Source organism: Proteus sp. G2300 (genome assembly GCF_009915965.1).
GTDB classification, from domain to species: Bacteria; Pseudomonadota; Gammaproteobacteria; order Enterobacterales; family Enterobacteriaceae; genus Proteus; species Proteus vulgaris.
Map to the genome: position 1 here is coordinate 1 of NZ_JAABNK010000002.1, position 24,682 is coordinate 24,682.

The 24,682-nt window shown below is 38.7% G+C and carries 24 protein-coding genes and 1 pseudogene; 16 read left to right on the forward strand and 9 right to left on the reverse strand.

Going from position 1 to position 24,682, the window contains the following annotated elements; translation table 11 throughout:
* Window positions 1-281, reverse strand: a pseudogene (locus tag GWI97_RS00065) (signal recognition particle-docking protein FtsY); the annotation flags it as partial.
* 227 nt (window positions 282-508) lie between these two features.
* Here GWI97_RS00065 and rsmD point away from each other — a divergent pair.
* A complete protein-coding gene (rsmD, locus tag GWI97_RS00070) occupies window positions 509-1,093 on the forward strand; it encodes a 16S rRNA (guanine(966)-N(2))-methyltransferase (RefSeq protein ID WP_036933129.1) in 585 nt (194 codons plus the stop codon).
* A 17-nt stretch (window positions 1,094-1,110) separates the two neighbouring features.
* Entirely contained in the window at window positions 1,111-1,407 is a 297-nt protein-coding gene (locus GWI97_RS00075; protein ID WP_036933130.1) for a DUF1145 family protein, read from the forward strand.
* Between the two features lie 80 nt (window positions 1,408-1,487).
* On the opposite strand, the gene GWI97_RS00080 is transcribed toward GWI97_RS00075, so the two are convergent.
* On the reverse strand, window positions 1,488-1,874 hold the full coding sequence (locus tag GWI97_RS00080) for a DUF2500 family protein (protein ID WP_036933131.1): 387 nt from the start codon (window positions 1,872-1,874) through the stop codon (window positions 1,488-1,490).
* Window positions 1,875-2,020: 146 nt separating this feature from the next.
* On the opposite strand from GWI97_RS00080, the gene GWI97_RS00085 reads away from it, so the two are divergent.
* Both GWI97_RS00085 and GWI97_RS00090 read left to right on the forward strand, forming a co-directional pair.
* Window positions 2,021-2,647 (forward strand): lysoplasmalogenase, encoded by a 627-nt coding sequence (locus GWI97_RS00085; RefSeq protein ID WP_036933132.1) that lies wholly within the window; start codon window positions 2,021-2,023, stop codon window positions 2,645-2,647.
* 178 nt (window positions 2,648-2,825) lie between these two features.
* Window positions 2,826-5,192, forward strand: coding sequence for a zinc/cadmium/mercury/lead-transporting ATPase (locus GWI97_RS00090; RefSeq protein WP_036933133.1), 2,367 nt, complete (start codon window positions 2,826-2,828; stop codon window positions 5,190-5,192).
* An 87-nt stretch (window positions 5,193-5,279) separates the two neighbouring features.
* On the opposite strand, the gene tusA is transcribed toward GWI97_RS00090, so the two are convergent.
* Window positions 5,280-5,534 (reverse strand): sulfurtransferase TusA, encoded by a 255-nt coding sequence (tusA, locus tag GWI97_RS00095; RefSeq protein ID WP_036933135.1) that lies wholly within the window; start codon window positions 5,532-5,534, stop codon window positions 5,280-5,282.
* Between the two features lie 206 nt (window positions 5,535-5,740).
* On the opposite strand from tusA, the gene GWI97_RS00100 reads away from it, so the two are divergent.
* Window positions 5,741-6,415 (forward strand): 7-cyano-7-deazaguanine/7-aminomethyl-7-deazaguanine transporter, encoded by a 675-nt coding sequence (locus GWI97_RS00100; protein WP_036933136.1) that lies wholly within the window; start codon window positions 5,741-5,743, stop codon window positions 6,413-6,415.
* A gap of 51 nt (window positions 6,416-6,466) precedes the next feature.
* Here GWI97_RS00100 and GWI97_RS00105 read toward each other — a convergent pair whose 3' ends face one another.
* The gene (locus GWI97_RS00105; protein WP_036933137.1) at window positions 6,467-6,958 is read right to left on the reverse strand and encodes a hypothetical protein; all 492 of its coding nucleotides are present in this window, start codon (window positions 6,956-6,958) and stop codon (window positions 6,467-6,469) included.
* Window positions 6,959-7,229: 271 nt separating this feature from the next.
* Here GWI97_RS00105 and GWI97_RS00110 point away from each other — a divergent pair, with 271 nt between their 5' ends.
* Window positions 7,230-8,333, forward strand: a complete 1,104-nt coding sequence (locus tag GWI97_RS00110; RefSeq protein WP_036933139.1) for a glycerol dehydrogenase — start codon at window positions 7,230-7,232, stop codon at window positions 8,331-8,333.
* A 655-nt stretch (window positions 8,334-8,988) separates the two neighbouring features.
* Here GWI97_RS00110 and glpC read toward each other — a convergent pair.
* From glpC to glpA, 3 genes are read right to left on the reverse strand one after another with little or no spacing between them, the layout of a single operon-like run.
* A complete protein-coding gene (glpC, locus tag GWI97_RS00115; protein ID WP_036933140.1) occupies window positions 8,989-10,182 on the reverse strand; it encodes an anaerobic glycerol-3-phosphate dehydrogenase subunit GlpC in 1,194 nt (397 codons plus the stop codon).
* Complete coding sequence (glpB, locus tag GWI97_RS00120) at window positions 10,179-11,486, reverse strand: glycerol-3-phosphate dehydrogenase subunit GlpB (RefSeq protein ID WP_036933141.1); 1,308 nt, start codon at window positions 11,484-11,486, stop codon at window positions 10,179-10,181. The genes glpC and glpB overlap by 4 nt, the downstream gene beginning before the upstream one ends.
* Window positions 11,476-13,134 carry an anaerobic glycerol-3-phosphate dehydrogenase subunit A gene (gene glpA / locus GWI97_RS00125; protein WP_180978775.1) on the reverse strand — a complete coding sequence of 553 codons (1,659 nt, stop codon included), beginning with the start codon at window positions 13,132-13,134 and terminating at the stop codon, window positions 11,476-11,478. The genes glpB and glpA overlap by 11 nt, the downstream gene beginning before the upstream one ends.
* A gap of 380 nt (window positions 13,135-13,514) precedes the next feature.
* Here glpA and glpT point away from each other — a divergent pair, with 380 nt between their 5' ends.
* From glpT to GWI97_RS00155, 6 genes are all read left to right on the forward strand, one after another.
* Window positions 13,515-14,867, forward strand: coding sequence for a glycerol-3-phosphate transporter (gene glpT / locus GWI97_RS00130; protein WP_036933142.1), 1,353 nt, complete (start codon window positions 13,515-13,517; stop codon window positions 14,865-14,867).
* A 135-nt stretch (window positions 14,868-15,002) separates the two neighbouring features.
* The gene (gene glpQ / locus GWI97_RS00135; RefSeq protein ID WP_036933143.1) at window positions 15,003-16,082 is read left to right on the forward strand and encodes a glycerophosphodiester phosphodiesterase; all 1,080 of its coding nucleotides are present in this window, start codon (window positions 15,003-15,005) and stop codon (window positions 16,080-16,082) included.
* Window positions 16,083-16,369: 287 nt separating this feature from the next.
* Entirely contained in the window at window positions 16,370-16,927 is a 558-nt protein-coding gene (locus GWI97_RS00140) for a LemA family protein (RefSeq protein ID WP_036933144.1), read from the forward strand.
* A gap of 36 nt (window positions 16,928-16,963) precedes the next feature.
* Window positions 16,964-18,034 (forward strand): hypothetical protein, encoded by a 1,071-nt coding sequence (locus GWI97_RS00145; protein ID WP_087802892.1) that lies wholly within the window; start codon window positions 16,964-16,966, stop codon window positions 18,032-18,034.
* A gap of 9 nt (window positions 18,035-18,043) precedes the next feature.
* The gene (locus tag GWI97_RS00150) at window positions 18,044-18,586 is read left to right on the forward strand and encodes a LemA family protein (RefSeq protein WP_036933147.1); all 543 of its coding nucleotides are present in this window, start codon (window positions 18,044-18,046) and stop codon (window positions 18,584-18,586) included.
* Window positions 18,583-18,996, forward strand: coding sequence for a hypothetical protein (locus tag GWI97_RS00155; RefSeq protein ID WP_036933148.1), 414 nt, complete (start codon window positions 18,583-18,585; stop codon window positions 18,994-18,996). Before GWI97_RS00150 ends, GWI97_RS00155 begins: the two co-directional genes overlap by 4 nt.
* A 43-nt stretch (window positions 18,997-19,039) precedes the next feature.
* On the opposite strand, the gene epmA is transcribed toward GWI97_RS00155, so the two are convergent.
* Window positions 19,040-20,017 carry an elongation factor P--(R)-beta-lysine ligase gene (gene epmA / locus GWI97_RS00160; RefSeq protein ID WP_036933149.1) on the reverse strand — a complete coding sequence of 326 codons (978 nt, stop codon included), beginning with the start codon at window positions 20,015-20,017 and terminating at the stop codon, window positions 19,040-19,042.
* A gap of 932 nt (window positions 20,018-20,949) precedes the next feature.
* Here epmA and frdA point away from each other — a divergent pair.
* The 4 genes from frdA to frdD are packed head-to-tail and all read left to right on the forward strand — an operon-like array spanning window position 20,950 to window position 24,257.
* A complete protein-coding gene (frdA, locus tag GWI97_RS00165; protein ID WP_161751792.1) occupies window positions 20,950-22,746 on the forward strand; it encodes a fumarate reductase (quinol) flavoprotein subunit in 1,797 nt (598 codons plus the stop codon).
* Entirely contained in the window at window positions 22,739-23,476 is a 738-nt protein-coding gene (locus GWI97_RS00170) for a succinate dehydrogenase/fumarate reductase iron-sulfur subunit (protein ID WP_036933152.1), read from the forward strand. The genes frdA and GWI97_RS00170 overlap by 8 nt, the downstream gene beginning before the upstream one ends.
* A 14-nt stretch (window positions 23,477-23,490) precedes the next feature.
* Window positions 23,491-23,883: a fumarate reductase subunit FrdC gene (gene frdC, locus GWI97_RS00175; RefSeq protein WP_036933153.1), complete on the forward strand. Its 393-nt coding sequence runs from the start codon at window positions 23,491-23,493 to the stop codon at window positions 23,881-23,883.
* 14 nt (window positions 23,884-23,897) lie between these two features.
* Window positions 23,898-24,257 (forward strand): fumarate reductase subunit FrdD, encoded by a 360-nt coding sequence (frdD, locus tag GWI97_RS00180; RefSeq protein ID WP_023583699.1) that lies wholly within the window; start codon window positions 23,898-23,900, stop codon window positions 24,255-24,257.
* A gap of 167 nt (window positions 24,258-24,424) precedes the next feature.
* Here frdD and GWI97_RS00185 read toward each other — a convergent pair whose 3' ends face one another.
* Window positions 24,425-24,613, reverse strand: coding sequence for a helix-turn-helix domain-containing protein (locus tag GWI97_RS00185; RefSeq protein ID WP_161750037.1), 189 nt, complete (start codon window positions 24,611-24,613; stop codon window positions 24,425-24,427).
* Window positions 24,614-24,682: the final 69 nt, after the last annotated feature.

Consider the following 24,682-nt stretch of genomic DNA (forward strand, 5'->3'; position numbering starts at 1 on the left):
TCTGCTTCTTGACGTGCTACCTCTAAACGCTCTTGTTCCGCGTTGAGCTCAGCTTGACGCTGTGCTTCTTCTTGCGCAAGGCGTTCAGCTTCTTGTTCTAAACGTTCTTGTTCTAAACGTGCTTGCTCTGCGCGTTCTGCTTCTTGACGTGCTACCTCTAAACGCTCTTGTTCTAAACGCTCTTCTTCTAAGCGTTGCTGTTCTTTCTCTTGCTCAATATTTTCTTCTTTGTTACGCCCAAAACCGAGCCACGAGAAAAAACCTTTTTTTTCTTTTGCCATTAGCTACTAAACTCCTCGCACTAAATCATGGCGCGATTACATTGACGATATTGAAAATAATAATGAAGTCTATCATTTGATCATGGATAAACGCATCTTTTATACGAATTTTATGGTAAATTATTCTGGATTAAATCAAGGGAAGTCATCAAGATATTAATAGACACCGATCCCTTATTCAAAAAGACACTCCAGAAATCACGTTTAAACGATATAAATCAAATAATATGGCCAAAAAACCACAAAAAGCCCCAATGGGACAAATTAGAGTCATTGGCGGGAAATGGCGTGGTCGTAAACTCCCTGTTCTCGATAGTCAAGGATTACGACCAACAACCGATAGAGTGAAAGAAACGCTCTTTAATTGGCTTATGCCCATCATTCAAGATGCACGCTGTCTCGACTGTTTTGCCGGTAGTGGTGGCTTAGGAATTGAGGCACTTTCTCGCTATGCTCGTGAAACCACGTTTATCGAATATGAGCGTCCTGTTGCCAAACAAATTACTGCAAATTTAGCCTTACTTAATGCTGATAATGGACATGTTATTCAAGACAGCGCATTATCCGTTCTCGCAAAACAAGGCACGCCTTATAATGTGGTTTTCTTAGATCCCCCTTTTCATAAAGGCATGTTGTCTGACACTATCCAACTATTAGAAAATAACGGTTGGTTAGCACAAGATTGCTATATTTATATTGAGGAAGAAGTTAAAGCACAAACTTATACTATTCCGCCTCATTGGACATTGCATAGAGAGAAGATCGCAGGACAAGTTGCGTATCGCCTTTATATTCGCAGTTTATCTGCTTAATTTTTTATGGAGTTGCTATGTTAATCTTTTTAGGCCGATTTTTAATGGTTGGTGTTTGGGGTTTTCTGTTTTTAAATATTATTTCCCCATTTCCTAAGCCTTTAAAGTATTTTATGGATATTGCATTGATTTTTATGGTAATTATGCATGGGTTACAAATCGTTATGTATAAAGCGGGACAACCTAAAGATCAAAAACCATCAACAGCTCAACAATTTCGCATTTTCTTCTTTGGTATTTTTGAACTATTGAAAATACAAAAAGAGTTACGAAAAGAATACGAAGAAAAACAGAAAAATAAAACGAAACAATAGTCGTAATATTCGTATACCCTCGCAATTATCTGGGGTTGCCCATCTACCCCAGAGGTTGCAAATCTTATAAAGACTCTTGCTTATTTTTTACTTTGCTCATCAATTGGTACATCTGTTTCAAATTTCACAAAACGACTGCCTTGCATAAATAAACGTCCTTTCATTTCAGGTTCAATATTTAGATAAGAAGATTTATCAATATTCAAAACCAAATCTTTACGCTCATCAGTAGTTAAACGAAAGGTGACTTGATAATAATACGTTGTTTCTGGACCATTCACGTCATTTTCTCTTGAGCGCCTTTCATTTGCCGCGACTTCTTTTTTATCTATTATTTCAACCATATAAAGTTTTACAGGTGCATTATCGTCACTTACTCGTTGTTTTCGCTGTTCAAAAAAACGATGCGTTGCCGATGCTATAATAATGATCAGTACTGCAATACCAATAATCGCTGCTTTATTCATTACATTAATTCCTATTGTTATATGGATTAAAAAGCAGTGTGCTTATATTATTTTAATGAGTCCGTCAGTTTCGTCATTAACCGCTATTCTTAAATTAAGCTTTCTGTTATGAATAATAAAACAGTTCTGAATATAAGGGAGATATTATGAGTTGGCCTTTTCTCGCGGTATTATTCTCAGGATGGCTTTATATCGATGCCGCATATCGTGGACCTAATTGGCAACGATGGTTATTCCGTCCTATTACACTACTTCTTTTATTACTTTGGGCATGGCAAGTCCCTGAACACAATATTAATAGCTACCTGATTGTTGGCGCGTTATTAGCAACGCTGCTTTCTGATCTATTAAGAATATTTGATGGTAAGTATTTACTACCATCCATTGCCTTGGTATTCCTGAGTTATATTCTTTATATGGTGAGTTTTTTATTACCACTCCAACTCTCGTTTTATCTTCCTTTACTTGGGTTCGTTATTCTTGCTTTCATTATCATTTTAGCCATTGTTTGGACAAAACTCGATAAATTAGCAATCCCGGCCTCTCTCACGTTATTAGCCGCATTTGCCATGTTTTGGATTGCGGGTGAAAAATTCTTTTACCTAAGTAATGATTACAACTTATCTATTATGATTGGCTCTCTATTGTTAGTAATTGCTTACTCTATATGGCTTATCAATCGATTCCGCTTCTCTTTTACAGCATCTAAAGGGCTTGTCAGCGCCTGTTATTTTATTGGGCACTTCTTTATTGTTAGAGCATTGTTCCTTTAGTTTTAATCAACCCCTTGTTTTGATTTTTAAATCAAGGGGTTAGTTTTTCAACTTAATTCGCATTTTTTGACAATGAATTTTTATCACACATCTTGACTCTGGACTCTACTCCAAGCTGTAAAGTACTTATCAAATAAATGAAATTAGACTTTACTTCGTTGAACAAGGAGAGCCCGTTATGACTAAACATGCTCATCAACACGATAATCATAAACATACCGATGCTTGTTGCTCAAGTTCTCAATGCTGTTCAGGGCACTCTGAGAATAGTACGCACTCACATACTGAAAATGGACATTCTCATACTAAAATAGATAAAAGCGATCCTGAATGCGAGGATGAGCATCACAGCAAGCATTCTCACAATCACGATCACGATGGTCATGGAGGTTGTGATATCAACGCCCCTGTTTCAAATATTGAACCCGAGAAAATTGCACAACAACGCTTTAGTTGGAAAGTCCAAGGCATGGACTGCCCAAGTTGCGCACAAAAAATTGAAACAGCTGCACTCAAAGTCGTGGGTGTAAAACAAGCAAAAGTCCTTTTTGCCACCGAAAAATTGGTTGTTGATGCAGATAGTGACTTACGCGCTGATGTCATTGCCGCAATTAATAGTGCAGGTTTTGAGCTTTTTGATCTCTCATCACCTCTATCTAAAAAAGTCGCTAAGCAAAGTCTCTTGAAAGAAAGTTCATTTGTTATTGTATTAGCACTTTTAATGGCAATTAGCTGGGGTGCAGAGTTTATTGATCCTCAAGCAGGTCGAGCAGCCTTTATCGCAACAACCTTGATTGGACTATTCCCCATTGTGAAAAAGTCCTTACAACTTATTCGCAGTGGTACACCGTTTGCTATCGAAACATTGATGAGCGTTGCCGCAATTGGTGCACTATTTATTAATGCTACCGAAGAAGCCGCAATGGTTATTCTGCTGTTTATGATTGGTGAAATGTTAGAGTCTTACGCAGCAGGTCGGGCTCGTCGTGGTGTAAGTGCTTTAATGGCGCTAGTTCCCGAAGAAGCCACATTAATCAAAAACGGCAAAAAACAAACCGTTTCTGTTGCGCAACTGCGCCCAGGCGATCTTATCGAAATAGCACCAGGTTCACGTTTACCAACCGATGCTGAATTAGTCAGCGCATTTGCAAGCTTTGATGAGAGTGCATTAACGGGAGAATCTGTCCCTGTAGAACGCTTACAAGGCGAAAAAGTGGCTGCAGGCTGTTTATCTGTGGATAGATCTGTGCAAATGAAAGTGGTCTCAGAACAAGGACAAAATGCCATTGACCGTATTTTGCAACTGATCGAAGAAGCAGAAGAGCGTAGAGCGCCAATCGAGCGCTTTATTGACCGTTTTAGTCGCTACTATACACCCGCTATTATGCTGTTCTCAGCACTAGTTATCATTATCCCACCGTTATTATTTTCACAACCTTGGGAAACATGGATTTATCGCGGTTTAACTCTGTTACTCATTGGTTGTCCTTGTGCTTTAGTTATCTCAACACCTGCTGCAATCACATCAGCCTTAGCAGCCGCAACTAAACGTGGAGCATTGATTAAAGGAGGTGCAGCATTAGAACAATTAGGCACAGTTAATACTATCGCACTAGATAAAACAGGCACGCTAACTGAAGGGAAACCTCAAGTTACTGATGTTGTTGCCGAAACCGGTTTTAATGAGAAAGAGGTCCTGACGCTTGCATCATCTGTAGAAGTGGGTTCTCATCACCCATTAGCAAAAGCGATTATCAATAAGGCGCAAGAAAACGATGTGCTTGTTGTTGAAGCAGAAGATCGTAAAGCGCTAGCCGGTAAAGGGATTGAAGGTTATTTAAATAGCCAACATATTCTGGTGAGTGCGCCTTCTCAATTATCAGAAGCCACATTACTCTCTTCTCAATGGCAACAAGAGGTTGCTCGCCTTGAAGATGAAGGCAAAACCGTGGTAGTCGTATTAAAAGAGAGTCAGCTTATCGGTGTTATCGCTATGCAAGATACCTTACGCAGCGATGCTGTCGAATCAATGAAGTTATTGAAAGAGATGAACATCAATGCCGTTATGCTAACAGGTGATAATCCAAGAGCAGCAGCCGCTATTGCGAAAAAATTAGGTATGGATTTCCGTGCAGGATTACTGCCTGAAGATAAAGTGACTTCAGTAATGGAAATCAGTAAAACGCATAACACAATGATGGTGGGCGATGGTATTAATGATGCACCAGCAATGAAAGCCGCAACGATTGGTGTCGCGATGGGAAGCGGTACAGACGTTGCACTTGAAACAGCTGATGCAGCATTAACGCATAACCGTTTAACTGGCTTACCTGAAATTATTAAGTTGTCTCGTGCGACACGTAAAATTATCCGTGAAAACATCACGATAGCACTTGGTTTAAAAGCGATATTTTTAGTAACAAGCTTATTAGGAATTACTGGACTTTGGGTTGCTGTTCTTGCTGACTCAGGAGCAACAGCACTGGTAACAGCCAATGCCGTAAGACTGTTAAGAGTAAAAATTAGCGCTTCAAACAAAGAGTAAGCACGCTAAAATAACAAAACCCAAACCTCAGTATGTGGGGCTTGGGTTATTTTTTAGCGCGATAATAAGCAATGTTTACAGTATAAATTACAGATTGCTCTCTTTTTTACGGATAAGATAACGATAAGGTGCAGATTGTGTCTCTTGATTTAATAAATCATGTTCCATAAATCGACAAAAGCCAGGAATATCACGCACTGTGGCAGGATCATCAGCAATCACTAATAACGTCTCACCTAATGCCATATTTCTTATGGTTTTACGGACTAACATGACTGGCTCTGGACAACGTAGCCCCAACGTATCTAATGTTTTAGTTGCATCATCAAATTGAGCATTCATTCTATTAACCATTTTTCTTAACACTGACAGATACCGTCATTATATCTCGCTTTCGTATTTACATCACGGCACATTAAGCACAAGAGGATTATCGCTAATCTTTGCTTTTGTTGCGCAACCAGCGTATTATGCGCATCCTCTCATTTAAGAGAAAAATCACTGTTTTATTGGGTTCCCTCACCCCAATCACTAAAAAGGTACAATTTATGTATACGTTTACTCCCCGCCAAAAAGCGGTAGCGCTGTTATGGCTTTCTTTATTTCATATCCTGATAATTACATCTAGTAACTATCTTGTGCAATTACCTATCTCCATCTTTGGTTTTCATACCACTTGGGGAGCCTTTACTTTTCCGTTTATTTTCCTAGCAACAGATTTAACGGTTCGTATTTATGGTGCCCCCCTTGCCAGACGCATTATTACTGCCGTGATGCTACCCGCATTAGCGATTTCTTACCTGATATCAACACTCTTTTTTCAAGGAAGTTGGCAGGGTTTTACCTCATTAGGTGATTTCAATATCATGGTGGCAAGGATCGCAACAGCAAGCTTTATGGCTTATGTGTTAGGTCAAATCATGGATGTGTCTGTCTTTAATCGTTTAAGACAACAACAAAAATGGTGGGTAGCACCAAGTGCAGCAATGTTCTTTGGTAATTTACTCGACACACTCGCATTCTTCTTTATTGCCTTTTATCGCAGTACAGATACCTTTATGGCGACAAATTGGGTTGAAATTGCCTTAGTCGACTATGTATTCAAATTAACCATTTGTATGTTTTTTTTCTTGCCGGCCTATGGTGTATTACTGAACTTTATTTTGCGTTACTTTTTTTCCCAACAAAATAATTCTGAAAGAAAATTCGTTGAGATAAATTAAAATAACTTCCCCTCATTTAACGGTTCTAAATGAGGGGAAGTTAAAATAAATTTATTTTGAATGTTGAAAGAATACACTAGGCATATTCTCTAACTTTTTAGAAGGTATTATCATATCCACAAACTTATACCCTACTTTATAACCAATCGAAGTAATTGATTTTGCGATAGAAGAGCTGTGAGGATGAAATATTTTTTTATTATTCGCAGATGTATTTGGATTGGTAAGGCTACCTACAACACCTCCTTGTAGCGTTGTTTTACCATAGTATGCTTCTACTGTTGCACCTAATTTGTCAGCTAAATATTGTGCGCTACAAAATCGTCCTCCATTAGCGCTATAGCACGATCTCAATTTCAACAAAATATTGGTATTGTGTAATTCAGAAATATGTTCCTTTATTACTTTAGTATAACCAACCATTGACTTAATTTTGGGATCCATCTTTATGGATTCTATCCCATCTTTGCTATGTCCACTGATTAACATAGACTCGCTTCGCATTAGAAATGGTGCGCCATGCCCTTGTAAAGTAATAATCATAATAGTCCTTTAAATTTAATGAGTTAAATTGTTTATGAAGCTTACCTCAACTCAGAAATAAATTTATATGAAAAAAGGAACATTTCTCAATATCGGCAACATATTTATATATACATGACTAAAATCTTAAATAACATCCTAACTCTTAATTAATATCACAATATATTTAGTATGATATTGAGAGAATAAAAAATGAGTCATTTTTTATCTATCATTAATACGTTGCATACAGATTTTCTCTCGTTTCACCAATAAACAGTAGGAGTCTATTATGTTAAAAATTATTCAATCCCCCGCTAAATATATTCAAGGGCCTGATGCGTTATTTCATATCGGTAAATACACTAAGCCTTTTGGTGATAGAGCATTGATCATTGCTGATAAATTTGTAATGGAATTAGTCGGCAGTACCGTTAAAGACAGTATGTCTCAGTATGAAGTTAATGGGCATTTCGAATTGTTTAATGGTGAATGTACACATAACGAAATTAATCGTTTATCCGAACTCGCAAAAGCCCAAGCATCGCTTGTGATCATCGGCGTTGGTGGTGGTAAAACACTCGATACTGCCAAGGCTGTTGCTTATAAATGTCAGCTCCCTGTCGTGATATCGCCTACCATTGCGTCGACTGATGCCCCAACCAGTGCTCTTTCCGTGATTTATACAGAACTCGGCGCCTTTGATAGTTACCTGTTTTACCCAACCAACCCTGATGTGGTTGTTATGGATACCAATGTTATCGCTTCTGCGCCTGCCCGTTTATTAGTTGCAGGTATGGGTGATGCTTTAGCAACTTATTTTGAAGCGAGAGCCTGTAGCAACGCGCAAAAACAAACTATGGCGGGAGGTAAATCAACACTTGCAGCACTTGCTTTGGCAGAACTTTGTTATAACACGCTTTTAGAAGATGGCTATAAAGCAAAACTGTCTGTTAGTCGCGGGGTTTGCACAACAGCCGTCGAAAATATTATCGAAGCCAATACATTCCTAAGTGGTATTGGTTTTGAAAGTGCAGGTCTTGCTGCCGCTCATGCCATTCATAATGGATTTACCGCATTAGAAGAGTGCCACCATATGTATCATGGCGAAAAAGTTGCCTTTGGTACATTAGTGCAATTAGTTTTAGAAAACAGTCCATTGGAAGAATTAGAAGAATTTCTCGACTTCTGTATTTTAGTGGGCTTACCTGTCACCTTAGAAGAATTAGGTATCAACGCTACAGGCGACGAGTTGAATGAAAAAATCATGGCAGTGGCTGAGTTAAGCTGTGCAGAAGGAGAGACAATTTATAACATGCCATTTGATATTGATTCAGATAAGGTTTACGCCGCTATTTTAACTGCCGACCAATTAGGTCGGGAATGGCTTTATTAAAACCTGAGTAAACAGGGAGTATTTAATTCTCCCTGTTTACATTGGCAAAAAAAGTGCTTTATGGTCAATATTGTATTAGTTTCAAAGAACCTTATGCTCGCCAATGGTATTAAAGAGCTCGTAAATCAGACTGTAGATCGCCAAGTCAAAATTGCCATCGCAACCAATTATCAAGCACCTTTAGATCTAACTCATAAAGTCTTTTCAGAAACCATACTGACAACCATAAAAAAATATTATGCAAGCAAGGTGTACTTGTTTTACTCGATACTTATACTCTTGCCATAGCTAATCTCGATCATGATATTGTAGCCCATGTTGCCTTAAGCTCTGCCCCTATTGTTGAAGGAACATTAGTCGCTACTAATGCATTAGGCGGGAAAGCAAGCGTTATTGCTGACTAATGGGCAAAATATCACACTTAAAAAAGTACAAAATATTTGGCTTTATCAAAACAGCTATATTTATATTTCTCATTAAACATAATCATTTTAAAATAATCTATTATCAACAAGGGTGGATTACTTCCTTTTTATTGTTTTTTTCTAGTACATTCGCGTTTCAATAAAAAAAGGGAATAAAAGATCCTCTTTTATTCCCTAGTTGCTTGTTATCTTAGTAATCAATTACGTTTTTATTATCTAATAGGCAATACTTATAATGCTCTTGCCAATAAACTAATAGGGTGTTCACATTTTTTCGTTGTTGACATCTCTATTTGCCATTTACAGGTTTCACAGTCTGTTATGACTAAATCGCAACCACTCTCTTCAATTTGACGGAATAAGCCAGCCCCAATACCTTGCGCAACATCGTAGTTTTCAGATTTAAAACCATAAGTTCCGGCAATACCACAACATTGAGAGTCAAGAACGATCACTTCAACGCCAGGGATACGTTTAATTAAATCAATAGAATATGCCGTCCAACCCATTTTTTCCATATGACAAGGAGTGTGATATACCACTTTTAACGGGGTGTGTTTCAGTGGTAATTCACGGCCATCTTCTAGTAAGCGATAAATATAACGTGTCGCTAATTCGATATTTTCACGTACTTTTGATGTATCAACATCAAGGATGTGTTCATACTCATCACGAATAGTGAAGGTACAAGTTGATGATGTTGCAACGACAGGAATGTTGTTTTCAACAATTTTTTCTGTCAGAGATTCAAGGTTCACGGCGGCTTGTTTTTTGGCTTGTTTAACAAAACCATTCGCAATTAATGCAACACCACAGCATTTTTCACGTTTTAATAACTGAACACCAATATCCATTTTGTTAAATACTTTAACTAAATCTTTCCCTAATTGTGGGTGGTTATAGTTAGCATAACAACCATGGAAGAAGGCAACTTGATCTTTAAAACGCGCCTGCTCTTCAACTTGTTTTTTCATCCATGTTCTAAATGTACCAAAAGAGTATTTTGGTAATTCACGACGATGATCGATTTTAAGCGCTTTATCCAAGATTTTACGGACTGGTTTTAATCCGGTAATAGTATTTACTATCGGCGCCATTGGCGTTGACAGTGTTCCCATTAAATCCGTATGACTTAAAATAGCATCCCGAATTTTAGGTGTTTTGGTATTGTAGTTCAGTTTCGCGCGCGAAATGATATCACCAATTTTTACATCTGACGGACATGCGACTTCACAACGCTTACAGTTAGTACAATATTTCAATGCTTCATCATAAAGCATCGGATCTTTTAAGCGTAAACGCTCACCATCAGGGCCTGCTTGTTTAGGACCAGGATAAAGTGGATTCACTTTTGCAACAGGGCAGTAAGTTGTACAAACTGTACACTTAATGCAAGCTTCAAAACTGTTATCTTGTAAACTCATTGTGCTGCCTCCACAACCGCAGATGTGGTCTGTTCTGATTTGTGATGTTGTAAAATTTGTTGCGCGGCATAAAGAGCACTAATCATTGAAACACCAGCACCACAACCTTCATTTAGCGGATCAAATCCACCTAACACAGCGCCCACAGCATAGACATTGTCTAATACTTCACCATATTTCATGGGCCTTAATTGGCTATCGGTATTAACACCAAAGCGCATATAAGGCTGTTTCGCAAAGACATTCTCTTGTGTCCACTCATTACGAGGTAATACCTCTAACAAATCCAGCTCCATTAAAGGCTCATAAACACGATCGAATTCGGCAATTAAGCCATTATTAAAAAAGCTTCCCGTTGCTAACACCACATGCTCACTACGAATAGGAATATCAGTGTGATTTCTAGTGTGAACGCCTGTAACAGTGTTACCCACTAAGTCAACTTCCTCCGCGCGATCACCTGGCATGATTAAACCACCCGCTTTTTGAAAACGCAGTTTTAATGCTTGATGTAGACGAATTCCTAATAGAGAAGGTGGCAATGTTGGTAATAGACAAATCGCTTTACCGACTAACTGTTGCAGTAATGTCACAGGCTCTTCAGCATCAAGTCCAATACATGCAGGTAAAATAATCGCTTCAACACTGTCATCAACATGCTTTTTCAGTTCGTCAGCTAACGCTTGTGTGTTTTCAGGTTTATCTAAGTAACGCGCAATATTAACTGCTCTAAATTCACTTGGATTATCACGCAATCTATCTAATAACGGTAAGTGGATATGATAAGGAATAGCTTCAACACCTTGCTCATTAAGCGTATTACTTGCAAACTGAGGTTGAAAATCTAAGAAACCTTCAATTCCTACCACGGCCAGCTTTTTCCACGGCAATGCTTTATCAATACCATGAATGGGGACTCGTTTGGGACTCATCCAACTCATACGAGAATGCCCTACTGGCGTAATACGATAATGGTTTTCATCACCACTACCTTGATATTCAAGGCCATTTGTACTTGCCAACAATGCTTGAGCTTGTTCAATTAAGGTTGAAACCTGTATTTCACCCATACGGCTATAAGGATGTTTAGGTGCTAACTCTGCCAAAGTTGCCAGTGCTTTTTTGGGGTGAGTCACCGATGTTCCATCAGGAAGATGCGTCAATAAATCCAGTGAACCTGACGAAAAATGCAGTGCACTTTGGCCATTGCTAATGATTGCACAAGACTTACCAGCTTCGGCAAGACGAATACCCGCCGTTAATCCCGCCAGCCCGCTACCTATAATGATGACGTCAAATTTCATTATCTGCCTCCGCTGAAGCTGTTTTTTCAATCATATCTGCATCTAAACCACATAAACCTTGATAAACCCAACTGGTAAACTCACTTTCACGTAACGCATTCCCCCAAGCAATTGGTCGAATGCCTTTCCAACGCTCATTGAGGAAATGAGCAAGCTGTTGCTCTGATTCATGAGGGGTAGTAACTTGTAAACGGTTTAATAACCCTGCGGCACGACAAGCACAAAGCTCACCTTGGCAAGTCCCCATCCCAACACGAGTACGACGACGTAAATCAAGTAAGTTATTAACCGTTAAAGAGTTAACCGCGTAACGCACTTCAGCAGCGGTTACTGCCTCGCATTCGCACACTAAGCTTTTATCAATACGTTCATTACTCAGTAATTTATTCGCCAAATCACCATGGCGATAAACGGCAGAGCCACGGATTGGCGCAGGCAGAGACACAACACTACGTAATGCTTGCTCCGCAGATTGGCGAGAGCCAGGTAATGCTTCTTCTGCGGTAGTACATTTCGCAGAAATATTTAATTTCTCACAGATTTTATCTGTCGCCCATTCAGCCATTAAACGGTAAGTCATTAATTTACCGCCCGTAATAGTAATAAACCCTTCTAAACCATCGCGTTGAGCATGGTCGAGTAAAACGATACCACGACTCACATTACGACCAGAAGGATCATCATCACTAGCCACTAAAGGCCGGACACCTGCGTAAGCACGTAGAATTCGTGTTTGAGCCAATTTAGGCGCTAACATTGAACCTTCACGAATAAGGATATCGACTTCTTCAGGAGTGACATACATATTGTCGATTTCATCGTAAGGCACACGCGTTGAAGTTGTACCAATTAATGAGATAGTATCACCAGGCACTAAAATATCGGCATCCGCAGGTTTACGACAACGGTTGATCACCATATTGTTAATACGATGACCTAAAATCAGTAATGCACCTTTTGCTGGGAACATTCGAATTTTTAATTCACCGTATTCAGCAATTTTTTGTCCCCAAATACCACCAGCATTCGCCACAATTTGCGCACGAATTTCATACATTCTTTTTGTTTGATGATCGTAAACTTTGACACCTTTAACACGATCGCCTTCACGAATAAGGCCAACAACTTCATGGTAAGTCAGTACTTGTGCACCATGTTCGCGAGCATCTAACATATTTGCTGCAGTTAGACGAAATGGATCAACGGTGCCATCAGGCACTTTAACTGCGCCAATTAAATTTGGGTTAACAGAAGGCTCTAAGCGAATAGCTTCTTCGGGTGAAATCGCTTGAGCATCAATACCTGCAGCTTGGCAAGCTTGAATAAAAGTCTGTTGAAACTCTAAAGAATCATCAGGTAAGGTAATAAAAAGGCCATCCGTCTTTTCAACACAATGACGAGCAACCCGTTTTAAGATCATATTCTCTTCAATACACTCACGCGCTGATTCAGGATCGGTTACTGCATAACGCGCACCACTGTGTAACAATCCATGATTTCGACCGGTTGCACCGGTTGCAATATCGTGTCTTTCAAGCAGGACGCAACGTAACCCACGGCGCGCGCAGTCTCTTGCCATGCCTGCACCGGTTGCTCCCCCGCCAATAATAATGACATCTGTTTCTGTCACTGGTGAACCGCTCATCATAGAGATGCCCTCTCACATTACATTCAGCAAACGCTTAATTATTCTTTAGCGCTAATTATAGTGTATAAGATACACAAAAAGTGTGGTTAATGTTTGATAATGAGCAAAAACGAAAGAGAAACGCTCATGAGTGAGAAATTAAAACCACATCTGTGATACTAATCACAAATTATTTAACAGAAAGTATTTCATAAAGTTAACATATCACTCAAAATTGCACATATTGAAAATTTATTCGACAACTGAGTAATACCTCACAGTAAATTTGATTGTATAAGTTTACTATTAAGTTCGTTAAAGAAAATTTTTTGATAACTTCATTGTTCGTTTTGTCATTATTTAATATCAACATATTAAAATAAAAGCCATCGGAGGCTAATATGTTAAGTCTGTTTAGACCTGCGCCACATAAAGCGCGTTTGCCAAAAGAGCAGATAGATCCCGTCTATCGTCGCCTACGCTGGCAGATCTTTATGGGGATTTTCTTCGGTTATGCTGCTTATTATTTAGTAAGAAAAAACTTTGCATTAGCAATGCCTTATCTCGTAGAAGAGGGATTCTCTAAAGGTGATTTAGGTTTTGCTTTATCAGGGATCTCCATTGCTTATGGTTTCTCTAAGTTTATCATGGGCTCTTTCTCTGACCGTGCTAACCCTCGTTATTTCTTACCCGCAGGTCTTATTTTAGCGTCTTTAGTGATGCTAGTTATGGGCTTTGTGCCATGGGCAACTTCGAGCATTATGGTTATGTTCGTTCTGTTGTTCCTTTGTGGTTGGTTCCAAGGTATGGGTTGGCCTCCTTGTGGACGTACCATGGTTCACTGGTGGTCACAGAAAGAACGTGGCGGTATCGTTTCGATTTGGAACTGTGCGCATAACGTCGGTGGTGGTTTGCCTCCATTACTATTCTTATTAGGTATGGCGTGGTTTAACGACTGGAAAGCAGCGTTATATATGCCAGCATTTGCAGCAATCTTAGTTGCAATGATTGCATTCGCATTAATGCGCGATACCCCTCAATCTTGTGGTTTACCTTCAATTGAGGAGTACAAAAACGACTATCCACCTGATTATAAAGAAACTGACGAACAAGAACTGACTGCAAAAGAAATCTTTATGAAGTATGTGTTCCCTAACAAACTTCTGTGGATGATTGCGATTGCGAACGTGTTCGTTTACTTACTGCGCTACGGCGTGCTGGACTGGTCACCAACTTATCTGCGTGAAGTTAAACACTTCGCAATGGATAAATCATCATGGGCTTACTTCTTATACGAATACGCAGGTATTCCGGGCACTCTGCTGTGTGGTTGGATGTCAGATAAAGTGTTCAAAGGTAACCGTGGTGCGACAGGTGTGTTCTTCATGACCTTAGTAACTATCGCAACTATCGTATTCTGGATGAACCCAGCGGGTAACCCGAATGTTGATATGGCGTGTATGTTAATCATCGGTTTCTTAATCTATGGCCCTGTTATGTTGATTGGTCTGCATGCACTTGAGCTTGCACCGAAAAAAGCAGCAGGTACAGCAGCTGGCTTTACCGGTCTATTCGGTTACTTAGGTGGTTCTGTTGCGGCGAGTGCTATCGTAGGTTACACAGTTGACTACTTCGGCTGGGATGGCGGCTTTATGGTCATGATCGGCGGTAGTGCACTGTCTGTTGTATTATTACTTATCGTGATGGTTACTGAAACCAAACACAAACGTGAAATGCTTCAGAAGTACGAATAATCGCTAACTGATTATTTATGAAATTAGTTAAATCTCATCTCTAAAAACCAAGCCACATCAACTGTTTTGATGTGGCTTTTTTATTGCCAACTGTACATAACTTTGTTGTACGTAGAATTAAAATGGAGCAGCTTTATGAGTACATCTTTTAGAATAAAACCGTTAGTTGCAGGCGTTCTTTTAACTCTATCTTTAAGTGCAATCGCACAAGCGGCAAGCGATAAGGTTGTTATTGCTCACCGTGGTGCAAGTGGTTATTTGCCTGAACATACGCTTCCTGCCAAAGCATTAGCTTATGCCCAAGGCGCAGATTATCTAGAGCAAGACTTGGTGATGACCAAAGACAACGAATTAGTTGTTTTACATGACCACTATCTTGATCGTGTAACAGATGTGGCTGATCGTTATCCTGATAGAGCAAGAAAAGATGGTCGTTATTACGCCATTGACTTTACACTTGAAGAAATTAAAGGACTGAAATTTACGGAAGGCTTTGACATTGTTGACGGTAAAAAAGTCCAAAGTTACCCAAACCGTTTCCCTATGGGTAAATCGGATTTCCGTGTACATACTTTCCAAGAAGAAATTGAATTTATCCAAGGCTTAAACAAATCAACAGGCCAAGATATTGGTATTTACCCTGAAATTAAAGCCCCTTGGTTCCATGAGCAAGAAGGCAAAGATATCACCAAAAAAGTACTTGAAGTACTTAAACAGTACGGTTATACGAAAAAAACTGACAATGTTTATCTACAATCCTTTGATGCTAACGATCTAAAACGCATCAAAACAGAATTAATGCCCCAAATGGGCATGGATTTAAAACTTGTTCAGCTAATCGCTTATACTGACTGGAATGAGACGTATGAGAAACAGCCTGATGGAACATGGACAAATTACAGCTATGAGTGGATGTTTAAGCCAGGTGCAATGAAAGAGATTGCCACTTATGCAGATGGAATTGGACCGGATTACCATATGTTAGTGGAAGATAATTCAACACCAGAAAATATCACTTTAACGGGTATGGCGGCAGATGCTCACGCTAATAAACTCACCATTCATCCGTTTACAGTACGTATTGATAAACTACCTAAATACGCAAAAGATGGTGATCAGCTTTACGACATTATCTATAACCAAGCTGGAGCGGAAGGTGTCTTTACTGACTTCCCTGATTTAGGAGTTAAATTCTTACAAAAACAAGCTAAATAACCCATCGCATTTTATTTACGCCCTAAATAATTCAAGGTGTAGCTAAGCGGATACTAGTCGCATACATTAGTATGCGACTAGTACGAGTAAACGCAGTCAACAACGCTACAACTTGAAGTATGACGAGTATCCTATTCTTTATTGTGAAAGAGTAGGCTATTTGCACCCTTTCTGATTGTATATTTCTTCATCTTTCTCTAAGTTGCTCTAATAATTTAATTAAAAACTATAATCACTTTTTAATTTAGCTATCATCATTTATTAAATATTCAGAAAAAGGGATCACAATGACAATAATGGCTATTATTTTACTCGTTCTTATCGTTCTTTTTATTAGTTGGGGTATTTCAATTTATAATCGTCTTATTGCGATGCGCAATCAAGTCAGTAATCAATTTGCGAATATCGACGTTATTTTAAAACAGCGAGCAGACCAAATTCCTCAATTAATGGCTGTGGCTGAAAAAGCCATGGAGCATGAAAAAAGTGTATTTATTGCATTAAGCGACGCAAGACAACGCTACTTTAAAGCGCAAAATATTAATGAAAAAATCAGCGCATCAAATGAGATGAATACCGCATTGCGCGGCATGATTGCCCTTGCTGAAAATTATCCTACATTAATTTCAGGTGAACAATTAGCATTACTTCAAACTGGTGTTAGTGATGTAGAAAATAAAATTGCTCAACGTCGTGAAGGCTTTAATGATGCAACCACCAACTACAATACTGCAATAGAAATGTTTCCTGATAGCTTAATTGCTGGCCTTTTCCGCTTTGAACACATGCAATTGCTAGAAATACCAAAAGAAGAAATGAAGTTTGAAGGCATTCATTTTAAATGACAGCAATTTAAATAACCGCATTAAGGATAGGTTACAGTGTTAATTTATTTTTTTATCGGCTGTGCTGTAGGCGCATTAATCTATTTTTTACGTAGCAAACGCACCCAAAAAAAGAAGAATAACTTAGGTATTGTTCCCTTTTTAGGGATCGCTTTTGCTACTGGAAATTATCTGTTTTTTTCGCGAGAAAATGGCCTTTATCCTAGCGGTGAAGACTCCATTGTTAATCTCATCTCCTGTATTGCATTTGTTGTTATTTTGATATTTTCCTATGGTATTTCAAATCATATTGGAAATATTGGTGAAAAGGCGATAAAAAATTATCATCAATTACAAATGGAAGGTGAGTCTAAGTTTTCGGCACTGGTTAACACCATATTTATTAGCCTTTTACTGCTCTGCTTAAGCTTTGGCTTTTTTATTGACCATAGATTGTTCTTTTTAAGTTTCGTTTTAATGTTCGTTTATCAAGTTGTCAAAAGAACACCTGAAAAGCGTTTTTTACGTTTTCAAAAAATTCTAGCGACATCTAAAATTCGCTCTTTAGCCATTGGACTTGTTGAGATAGAAGGCAAGATAACTGCGGGAAAAAAATTAATAAGCCGCCTCGGTAAAAAAGAGTGTTATGGTTACTTCTATTATGAATATGACGTATCCAAAGATAAAGAAGGCAAGAAAAGTTATCATCAGTCATTCTGTGAAAAAAAGATCAACAATTTCACGATGACTGATGATACCGGATCAATTCAAGTTCTCGCAGCTGATAACCCCTTAGTGCATCTTGGTATCGAGCCTCATCAAGATCTTGAATACAATAATAAACGTTTTAAAGAGTACATCTTAGGATCAGACACAACATATTTATTAATTGGTAATGCAGAATCTATCAATGGCGAAGTGGTTATCACACGTAAAGAACCACATTACCTGCTAGGTTTATCACCACAAGATTATGTTGCGCGTTGGAACAAAGCGCGCCCTTTTCGTCGTAACTCTACCATCATCGTTATTATTGCTCTTTTTGTTATCTTCTCCATTTTAGTAATACCCATGGATTACCAAAACGGCATACTAACACTTTATTTTAATAACACTTTTTCTTGGTAATTGATTAATATGGAATGGCTTATTTTCATCATTTTTATTCTCACCTTGGTTTATTTTTTAATACGCCAATTAGTGATGATTTATAACAACATGGTGATGCTCAAAAACAATTGCTATAAAGCCTTTGCAAATATTGATGTTTTATTAAAAAAACAAGTTGACTTGATCCCCATGCTGATAGTGATTACACAAAAAGCAATGGGCCATGAAAAAATCTTATTTGAAAGATTAGCTGAAAATAGAGATCACTATTTACATGCAGATGTATTAGATCAAAAAGTTAATTTAGCGAATCAGTTATTACCTCAAATAAAAAAATCACTCATTATTGCTGAAAATTATCCTGAACTTATCAGTGAAAAAAATTTATACTTATTACAAACACAAGCTAAAGAATTAGAAGAATGTATTGCAGATAGGCGTGAATTCTTTAATCAATCTGTCACGCTCTATAATACTGAAATACATATTTTTCCTAATGTATTCTTTAAACTGATTTTTAATTTTAAAGATATCCCTCTTTTCTATCCTAGTAGAGAGGTAACTTTATGATAGAAATTCCTTTTTCTTTTTTTGGCATAACAGATTGGTTTCTGAGCTTTGATGAACCTATATCAATTATTATGTTTGCCACATTTGGAGTGCTGTTTTCTATGGCTATTATTTTGCCATTAATAAGTATCACTCCTTTAAAAAAATATATGCCACAAATTGCGGGAGGGTTATTTAGCTCGATATTTGTCAGCTTAATAGTTTTAATTAGTTTTAATTTAATACTAGGAATTCATTCTGCATTAAAATTACTCTTAATCTGGTGGGTTATTTTATTTTCTTGTATTACGTATTGGTTTATTAATTATCGCTATATGAAAGACGTAACAGGGAATAAGTTTGCAAAGTTTCAAGAAAAAGCCCTTGAAACAGAAGAAAAACGAAGACAAAACCGAAAATCAAAAAAATAAAAGAGAGTCTAGGCTCTCTTTTATTGTACTATCGATATCACATTTATGCTCTGTAAACAGGAAATGCAATCACATCGCTAATACGCTCTACACCAAGCGCCAGCATAATGAGGCGATCAACTCCTAAAGCCACACCAGAACACTCTGGTAATCCCGCTTCAAGAGCGGCTAAAAAACGCTCATCAATGGGTTGCTCTGGTAATCCCATTGCTATTCGCTGACGATTATCACGTTCAAAGCGATGGCGTTGTTCTTGCGCATCAGTCAACTCACGAAATCCATTCGCTAATTCAACACCTTTAAAATAGACTTCAAAACGTTCTGCTACACGATGATCTTCAGAACTAATTTCAGCTAATGATGCTTGGGATGCAGGGAAATGATAGATAAAGGTGGGCTTTTCTAAACCGATATGAGGTTCAACCCCAGAGACAAATAGTAACTGAAGCAGTGTATCTTTATCTTCTTCAGTATCTGCGATATTTGATAAATCCAGTTTTGCAGCAACTTCGCGTAATTTTTCTTTATCTACCGATAAAGGGTCGATATCAAGATAACGCAAGAATGCTTGCTGGTAAGAGAGTGATTCGGATGCTTCACAATCTAAGACTTCTTGCAGTAGATCATCGACTTCATTCATCAACCGGTACATATCAAAACAAGGGCGATACCACTCTAGCATCGTAAATTCCGGATTATGATATCTACCGGCTTCCTCATTACGGAAGCAACGCCCCATTTGATAAATAGGCCCACTGTTCGCAGCTAATAAGCGCTTCATATGGTATTCAGGGCTAGTCATCAAATAAAGCTTAAGCCCTTGTGAAGCACCTGGCCCGACAAAGTGGGTTTCAAATGGGTAAAGATGAACATCGGTAACGGTAGCCTGACTCATCATAGGTGTCTCAACTTCTAACACACCACGATCAGCGAAAAAACGCCTAATATTACTGACTATTTTCGCCTTTTTCAGTAAGTTGGCGATTGAGGCGCTTGGCTGCCAATCCGCGATTTCACTCATGAATGAAAAACTCCAACAGAAAACAAAGCGTGCAGTTTACTCGCATCCTCCTCAACAGACAAATTTCTCCCTGATAAAGAGGTATGCTTATTCATTATTTTCCGCCTTTCTAAGTAAAAATACATAAGGTAATTAAATGTTATTCTACAAAATATCTACTTTAAGGCACTTTTATTGTCGAAATAAACACCAACCCAATACGATAGATACAACTCTTTAGCGATTATCTTATAATAAAAGTAAATTGTAATAATTCTTTTTCTCAATTGCGAGTAACAATAAACTAACACAATACTTATATTTAAATCGTCACTCTCATCTTAACTTCAACATTAACTTTTTATTTAAATTTGTATATTTTGACGAGTATTAAAAACCTTTAGAAATATTATTAATATTTTATTAACAATTAACAAGACAAACCGATTTGTTTTAGATAAATAGTAAAAAAAATATTTTAATTTTTAGAATGAGCTTTAATTAAATTAAATTAACCAAATGGAAAGGAAAAATATTTATCCTTTAAAATCAACAGATAACAAAAAATCATTGTCATTTTCAATTAAAGTTATCTATACTTTCAAAACCAGTTATTCATTACTATTTATAATTTTCAATTTAAAAATATATATTTTATTTTATCCTCAAGTTTCTCTGGGCTCTTATTATCAAAACCCAGAATTCTTGGTGTGGATCACACTTTTTTTGTGAAATACGGGAAAACCATCATTCATATCAAATTTCGGTGGCTTACATTTCGTTATACTAAAACTACAGTCAATGATAATAAAGATGTTATCAAGCGCAGTCACAAGGCAGTGAAACAATTTCGTTACGGATAGCTTAAAAAAATAGCATTACAAATTAATAATGTCAGTGAATTGAATTCTAGACAATTATTCCAATTTTCACTTGAACAATGGAGAAGCGCAGTGCAAACCTTTAATGCCGATATAGCGATAATCGGAGCCGGGGGCGCAGGCTTACGAGCAGCAATAGCTGCCGCGGAAGCGAATCCTCAACTGAAAATTGCTCTGATCTCAAAAGTTTACCCAATGCGTAGCCACACTGTGGCAGCAGAAGGCGGATCAGCAGCAGTGACTCAGGCTCACGACTCCTATGATTTCCACTTCAATGATACCGTTTCAGGCGGTGACTGGTTGTGTGAACAGGATGTCGTTGATTACTTCGTTGAGCATTGTCCAACAGAGATGACTCAACTAGAACTCTGGGGCTGTCCTTGGAGCCGTAAAGAAGACGGGTCAGTCAACGTCCGACGTTTTGGTGGGATGAAGATCGAACGGACCTGGTTCGCGGCCGATAAAACCGGCTTCCATATGTTACATACCTTATTCCAAACATCCTTAAAATACCCACAAATTCAACGTTTCGACGAGCATTTTGTTCTCGATATCCTCGTTGATGAAGGTCACGCTCGTGGTGTTGTTGCTATCAATATGATGGAAGGGACGAAAGTTCAAATTCGTGCCAATGCCGTCATTATGGCAACAGGGGGGGCTGGACGTGTTTATCGTTTCAATACCAATGGCGGTATTGTTACCGGTGATGGTATGGGTATCGCTTTACGTCATGGCGTTCCATTGCGTGATATGGAATTTGTTCAATATCACCCAACAGGCTTACCTGGCTCAGGTATCCTGATGACTGAAGGTTGTCGTGGTGAAGGCGGTATTCTGGTCAATAAAGATGGTTATCGTTATCTGCAAGATTACGGTTTAGGACCAGAAACACCATTAGGTAAACCAGAAAATAAATACATGGAATTAGGTCCTCGCGATAAAGTCTCTCAAGCATTCTGGCATGAGTGGCGTGCAGGCCGTACCATTAAAACTCACCGTGGTGATGTGGTTCATCTGGACTTACGTCATCTGGGTGCGAAAAAACTCCATGAACGTCTGCCATTTATTTGTGAACTGGCAAAAGCGTATGTGGGTGTTGACCCAGTTAATGAACCAATTCCAGTTCGTCCTACTGCTCACTACACTATGGGTGGTATCGAAACCAACCAACAAACAGAAACTCGTATTAAAGGTCTGTTTGCAGTAGGTGAATGTTCATCTGTTGGCTTACACGGCGCTAACCGTTTAGGTTCTAACTCACTAGCAGAACTGGTTGTATTTGGTCGTCTTGCGGGTGAAGAAGCGGTTCGTTGTGTTCAAGAAGCGGCACCTGCTAATGCATCAGCATTAGATGCTCGTACTCGTGACATTGAAGATGACCTGAAAAAGCTGATGAATCAAAAAGGTTCTGAAAGCTGGTCACAAATTCGCGATGAAATGGGTGAATCAATGGAAGAAGGTTGCGGTATCTATCGTACACCTGAATTAATGCAAAAAACTGTTGATAAACTAGCTGAATTAAAAGAACGCTTTAAACGTGTTGAAATTAAAGACACTAGTAGCGTCTTTAATACAGATTTACTGTACAAAATTGAGCTTGGCTTTGGTTTAGATGTCGCTGAATGTATGGCTCATTCTGCAATCAATCGTAAAGAGTCTCGTGGTGCACACCAACGTCTTGACGAAGGTTGTACTGAGCGTGATGACGTGAACTTCCTGAAACATACTCTGGCGTTCTATAACCCAGAAGGGGCACCTCGTTTAGAATATAGCGATGTGAAGATCACGAAATCTGCTCCTGCTAAACGTGTCTATGGTGGTGAAGCGACTGCACAAGACAAGCAGAACAAGGAGAAAGCGAATGGCTGATGACATGAAGCACGTTAAGATGGAAGTCATGCGCTATAACCCTGAAACGGATGAAGCGCCTCATTTCGTCACTTACGATGTTCCTTATGATGAGCAAACCTCATTATTGGATGCACTGGGTTATATCAAAGATAATTTAGCGCCTGATCTTTCTTACCGCTGGTCTTGCCGTATGGCAATTTGTGGCTCTTGCGGCATGATGGTTAATAAAGTGCCTAAACTAGCTTGTAAAACCTTTATTCGTGAATATCCAGATGGTGTAAGAGTTGAAGCTTTAGGTAACTTCCCTGTTGAGCGTGACTTAGTTGTCGATATGACTCACTTTATCGAAAGCTTAGAAGCGATTAAACCTTATATCATCGGTAATGATCGTAAGCCTTCAGAAGGTCCAAATAAACAGACTCCGGCTCAAATGGCGAAATACCACCAGTTCTCTGGTTGTATTAACTGTGGTCTTTGCTATGCAGCCTGCCCTCAGTTTGGTTTAAACCCAGAGTTTATTGGTCCAGCCGCGATTACATTAGCTCAACGTTACAACACAGATAGTCGCGACCATGGGGCAAAAGAGCGTATGCCTCAATTAAATGGTGAGAACGGTGTCTGGTCTTGTACCTTTGTTGGCTACTGTTCTGAAGTCTGTCCAAAACATGTGGATCCTGCTGCCGCTATTCAGCAAGGTAAAGCAGCCAGTGCGCAAGACTTTGTCATTGCGATGCTGAAACCACGTTAAGGAGGAAACAAGACATGACAACAAAACGTAAGCCTTATGTTCGTGGTATGCAACCAAACTGGTGGACGAAACTCGGTTTCTATCGTTTCTATATCACCCGTGAAGGTACTTGTCTTCCACAACTTTGGTTCAGTCTGGTTGTACTGTTTGGTGTATTCGCACTGAAAAATGGACCAGAAAGTTGGGCAGGTTTCGTTGGATTCCTGAGCAATCCAATTGTAATGCTGATTAATATTGTGACTCTTATTGCGACAGTATTCCACACTGCAACTTGGTTTAAACTTGCACCAAAAGCTGTGGTTATCGTTGTTAAAGATGAAAAAATGCCTCAAGAACCTATTGTTCGTGGTTTTTGGGCTGTCACTATCGTTGTTACTGCCGCTATTCTGGCAGTGGCGTTAATGTAACCCAGGAGGAAATAATGAATCAGAATCAACTTCCTAAGCGCTCTGATGAACCTATTTTCTGGGGATTGTTTGGTGCAGGTGGTATGTGGAGTGCGATTGTTTCTCCAGCAATCATCATCCTGCTCGGTATCCTAATCCCTATGGGTATTGCGCCAGAAGCATTTACTTATGAACGTATTATGGCATTTAGCCAAAGCATCATTGGCCGTCTGTTCTTACTATTGATGATCATTCTGCCAGTTTGGTGTGCATTACACCGTATTCACCATACTTTGCATGATTTTAAAGTGCATGTACCTGCAAGCAAATGGGTATTTTATGGTGGTGCTGCTATTATCAGTGTTCTCGCTATCATTGGTGTATTTACACTATAATTGATTAATACGTAAGATAAAAAGCCACTCAATTGAGTGGCTTTTTTTGTGGAAATATTTCGCTACTGGTTAACCGTCAATATTTATTCTTTTTGTTGGATTTATAGTTCACAGTAAACAAAATTCATAAATAAGAAAGGATTAGACAACCAATTGTTATCTCTTCATCAAACTATTAAAATCTCAGGGCCTTGGCGTTCCAAAATACGCAACATCCTCTGTGCGGGTCCACTAGGTTTTTTTTTACCTCGCTCCCACTTAGAAACACTCTCTTTCGACATACCTAAAGCTCGCGCAAGAACGGCTTGTGACATTCCAAATTTAGCACGTAAGGTTTTAATTTCCGCACCACTCATTGAAACACTTAGATCAAAAAATCAGAAACAAAAAAGTTAGGTGATTACATTTTTTATTCTGCAAAAAGG

Excerpts from the sequence above, each read along its gene's own strand:
- frdC (WP_036933153.1), top strand. The coding sequence starts at position 23,491 with ATGACAACAAAACGTAAGCCTTATGTTCGTGGTATGCAACCAAACTGG.
- glpT (WP_036933142.1), top strand. The coding sequence starts at position 13,515 with ATGTTAAGTCTGTTTAGACCTGCGCCACATAAAGCGCGTTTGCCAAAA.
- glpA (WP_180978775.1), bottom strand. The coding sequence starts at position 13,134 with ATGATGAGCGGTTCACCAGTGACAGAAACAGATGTCATTATTATTGGC.
- glpQ (WP_036933143.1), top strand. The coding sequence starts at position 15,003 with ATGAGTACATCTTTTAGAATAAAACCGTTAGTTGCAGGCGTTCTTTTA.
- glpC (WP_036933140.1), bottom strand. The coding sequence starts at position 10,182 with ATGAGTTTACAAGATAACAGTTTTGAAGCTTGCATTAAGTGTACAGTT.
- glpB (WP_036933141.1), bottom strand. The coding sequence starts at position 11,486 with ATGAAATTTGACGTCATCATTATAGGTAGCGGGCTGGCGGGATTAACG.
- GWI97_RS00140 (WP_036933144.1), top strand. The coding sequence starts at position 16,370 with ATGACAATAATGGCTATTATTTTACTCGTTCTTATCGTTCTTTTTATT.
- GWI97_RS00080 (WP_036933131.1), bottom strand. The coding sequence starts at position 1,874 with ATGAATAAAGCAGCGATTATTGGTATTGCAGTACTGATCATTATTATA.
- GWI97_RS00170 (WP_036933152.1), top strand. The coding sequence starts at position 22,739 with ATGGCTGATGACATGAAGCACGTTAAGATGGAAGTCATGCGCTATAAC.
- epmA (WP_036933149.1), bottom strand. The coding sequence starts at position 20,017 with ATGAGTGAAATCGCGGATTGGCAGCCAAGCGCCTCAATCGCCAACTTA.
- GWI97_RS00085 (WP_036933132.1), top strand. The coding sequence starts at position 2,021 with ATGAGTTGGCCTTTTCTCGCGGTATTATTCTCAGGATGGCTTTATATC.
- GWI97_RS00110 (WP_036933139.1), top strand. The coding sequence starts at position 7,230 with ATGTTAAAAATTATTCAATCCCCCGCTAAATATATTCAAGGGCCTGAT.
- GWI97_RS00105 (WP_036933137.1), bottom strand. The coding sequence starts at position 6,958 with ATGATTATTACTTTACAAGGGCATGGCGCACCATTTCTAATGCGAAGC.
- rsmD (WP_036933129.1), top strand. The coding sequence starts at position 509 with ATGGCCAAAAAACCACAAAAAGCCCCAATGGGACAAATTAGAGTCATT.
- frdD (WP_023583699.1), top strand. The coding sequence starts at position 23,898 with ATGAATCAGAATCAACTTCCTAAGCGCTCTGATGAACCTATTTTCTGG.
- GWI97_RS00100 (WP_036933136.1), top strand. The coding sequence starts at position 5,741 with ATGTATACGTTTACTCCCCGCCAAAAAGCGGTAGCGCTGTTATGGCTT.
- GWI97_RS00090 (WP_036933133.1), top strand. The coding sequence starts at position 2,826 with ATGACTAAACATGCTCATCAACACGATAATCATAAACATACCGATGCT.
- GWI97_RS00185 (WP_161750037.1), bottom strand. The coding sequence starts at position 24,613 with ATGAGTGGTGCGGAAATTAAAACCTTACGTGCTAAATTTGGAATGTCA.
- GWI97_RS00075 (WP_036933130.1), top strand. The coding sequence starts at position 1,111 with ATGTTAATCTTTTTAGGCCGATTTTTAATGGTTGGTGTTTGGGGTTTT.
- tusA (WP_036933135.1), bottom strand. The coding sequence starts at position 5,534 with ATGAATGCTCAATTTGATGATGCAACTAAAACATTAGATACGTTGGGG.
- GWI97_RS00155 (WP_036933148.1), top strand. The coding sequence starts at position 18,583 with ATGATAGAAATTCCTTTTTCTTTTTTTGGCATAACAGATTGGTTTCTG.
- GWI97_RS00150 (WP_036933147.1), top strand. The coding sequence starts at position 18,044 with ATGGAATGGCTTATTTTCATCATTTTTATTCTCACCTTGGTTTATTTT.